Origin of the sequence: Streptomyces flaveolus (assembly GCF_000716535.1) — a bacterium.
Classification (GTDB): Bacteria; Actinomycetota; Actinomycetes; order Streptomycetales; family Streptomycetaceae; genus Streptomyces; species Streptomyces flaveolus_A.
Window position 1 is genome coordinate 1 of sequence record NZ_JNWV01000122.1, and the last position, 1,759, is coordinate 1,759.

General features: G+C 70.2%; 1 protein-coding gene and 1 pseudogene. Both read left to right on the forward strand.

Going from position 1 to position 1,759, the window contains the following annotated elements; all coding sequences use genetic code 11:
- Nucleotides 1–352 precede the first annotated feature (352 nt).
- Nucleotides 353–1,275: pseudogene (locus OO52_RS45425) on the forward strand (DUF3631 domain-containing protein); the annotation flags it as partial.
- 185 nt (nucleotides 1,276–1,460) lie between these two features.
- Nucleotides 1,461–1,661, forward strand: a complete 201-nt coding sequence (locus OO52_RS45430; protein ID WP_030650313.1) for a helix-turn-helix domain-containing protein — start codon at nucleotides 1,461–1,463, stop codon at nucleotides 1,659–1,661.
- The last annotated feature ends 98 nt before the right edge of the window (nucleotides 1,662–1,759 follow it).

The following is a 1,759-nucleotide window of genomic DNA, read 5'->3' on the forward strand; positions in this document are numbered from 1 at the left end:
CCGAGTGCCGGGCCACCATCCGGAGCGCCCTGGACTGGTCCATCACCCACAACCCGTCCAGGGCAGCGGCATGAGCCCCCGCCCCGTCTCTCCCTTGAAGAGCCCTCCGGAGGCGTGTGACGGGCCGTCTGTCGCCGTCTCGGGCCCGCCCGGTGCGCGGGTGGGCGGGCCGAAGGTCGCCGCCCGTGAGGGCGTCCCTTCTGCTCTTCGTTCTGACCCGCGCCGGGGAGACGGCCGTTACCCCGTCGCGTGGCTGTCCATCAGTTCCCCGCGCTACGGCCACATGCCCACCGCCGCCTCACAGTGCCAGTGCGGCTGGAACCGCAGCGCCATCGGCCACGCCCAGGTGGCCGCGCTGATCGAAGCCCACACCGCCCACCGCGACACCTGCCCGCTCCGCAACCCCCAGGAAGGAAGCGAGCCGGGGTCGGGCAAGACGAGGGCGCTGGAGATCGTGGAAACCCTCGTGCCGCAGCCCATGACCGCCGTCAACGCCTCCGCTGCCGCGCTGTTCCGGTCCGTCTCCAGCGGCAACGGCAAGCCGACGATCCTGTTCGATGAGATCGACACCGTCTTCGGCCCCAAGGCCGGGGACAACGAGGAACTGCGCGGGTTCCTCAACGCCGGACACCGCCGCACCCCGTGATCATCCGCATGCGCCGACGGGCCAGGAACGAGAAGGTGGAGCCCTTCCGGGCCCGCGTCCACGAGGCCGAGGGCCACAAGCTCCGTGACCGGCTCGCCGCGTGGGCCGAGCAGGCACGAGGCTTCGTCATGGGGGCGTGGCCGGACATGCCGGACGGGGTGACCGACCGGCCGGCCGACGTGTGGGAACCCTTGCTCGCCATCGCCGATGCGGCCGGCGGCCACTGGCCCGAGCGGGCACGCCAGGCGTGCGTGACCCTGGTGACCGCGTCCAAGGCCAACGACAAGGGCAGCCTGGGCGTGCGGCTGCTGACCGACCTGCGCGACCACGTCATGGTCGGCATCGACCGCCTGCCCACCATCGCCATCCTCGACCGGCTCAACGCCCTGGACGACGCTCCGTGGGCTGACCTGAACGGCAAGCCGCTCGATAACCGGCGCCTGTCGCGGATGCTCGCGGAGTACATGACGGCGGACAACGAGCCGATCACCTCCCGCAACATCAAGGCCGCCGGAAGCGTCCTCAAGGGCTACTACGCCACCGATCTACGGGACGCATGGGCCCGCTACTGCCCCCCACCCCCGGAAAGTCCGCTACCTCCGCTACCCGGCATGGAAAACGCGGCCTGACCAGTAACAACGCGGTAGCGGCAACCGGCCCCGGTTGCCGCTACCGCCCCGCTACCCATCCGCTACCGCTACCCCTTCCCGCTACCTCCGACAGGCCCCTGACCTGCGAGGTAGCGGCGGTAGCGGAAGTAGCGGACTTCTCAGAGGGGGCGGGAACACCCCCGCCCGGATACCGGAGGTTCGACGTGCGCACCGCCGTGCCCGAAACACCCGAAGCCTTCACCGTGCCGGAGGTCATGACTGCGCTGCGCCTGAGTCGCAGCAAGGTCTACGACCTCATCCGCTCGCGTCAGTTGGCGAGCTTCACCATCGGCCGCGCTCGCCGCGTCTCCCCTGACAGCGTGCGCGCCTTCATGCAGGAACGAATTGAGGAGAACGCAGCCTGATGGCCTCCCGTAAGAGGAACCCCAACGGCGCTGGGAGCATCTGGCAGCGCAAGGACGGTCGTTACGAAGCCCGCGTGTACGTCCCGCAGCCGGACGGC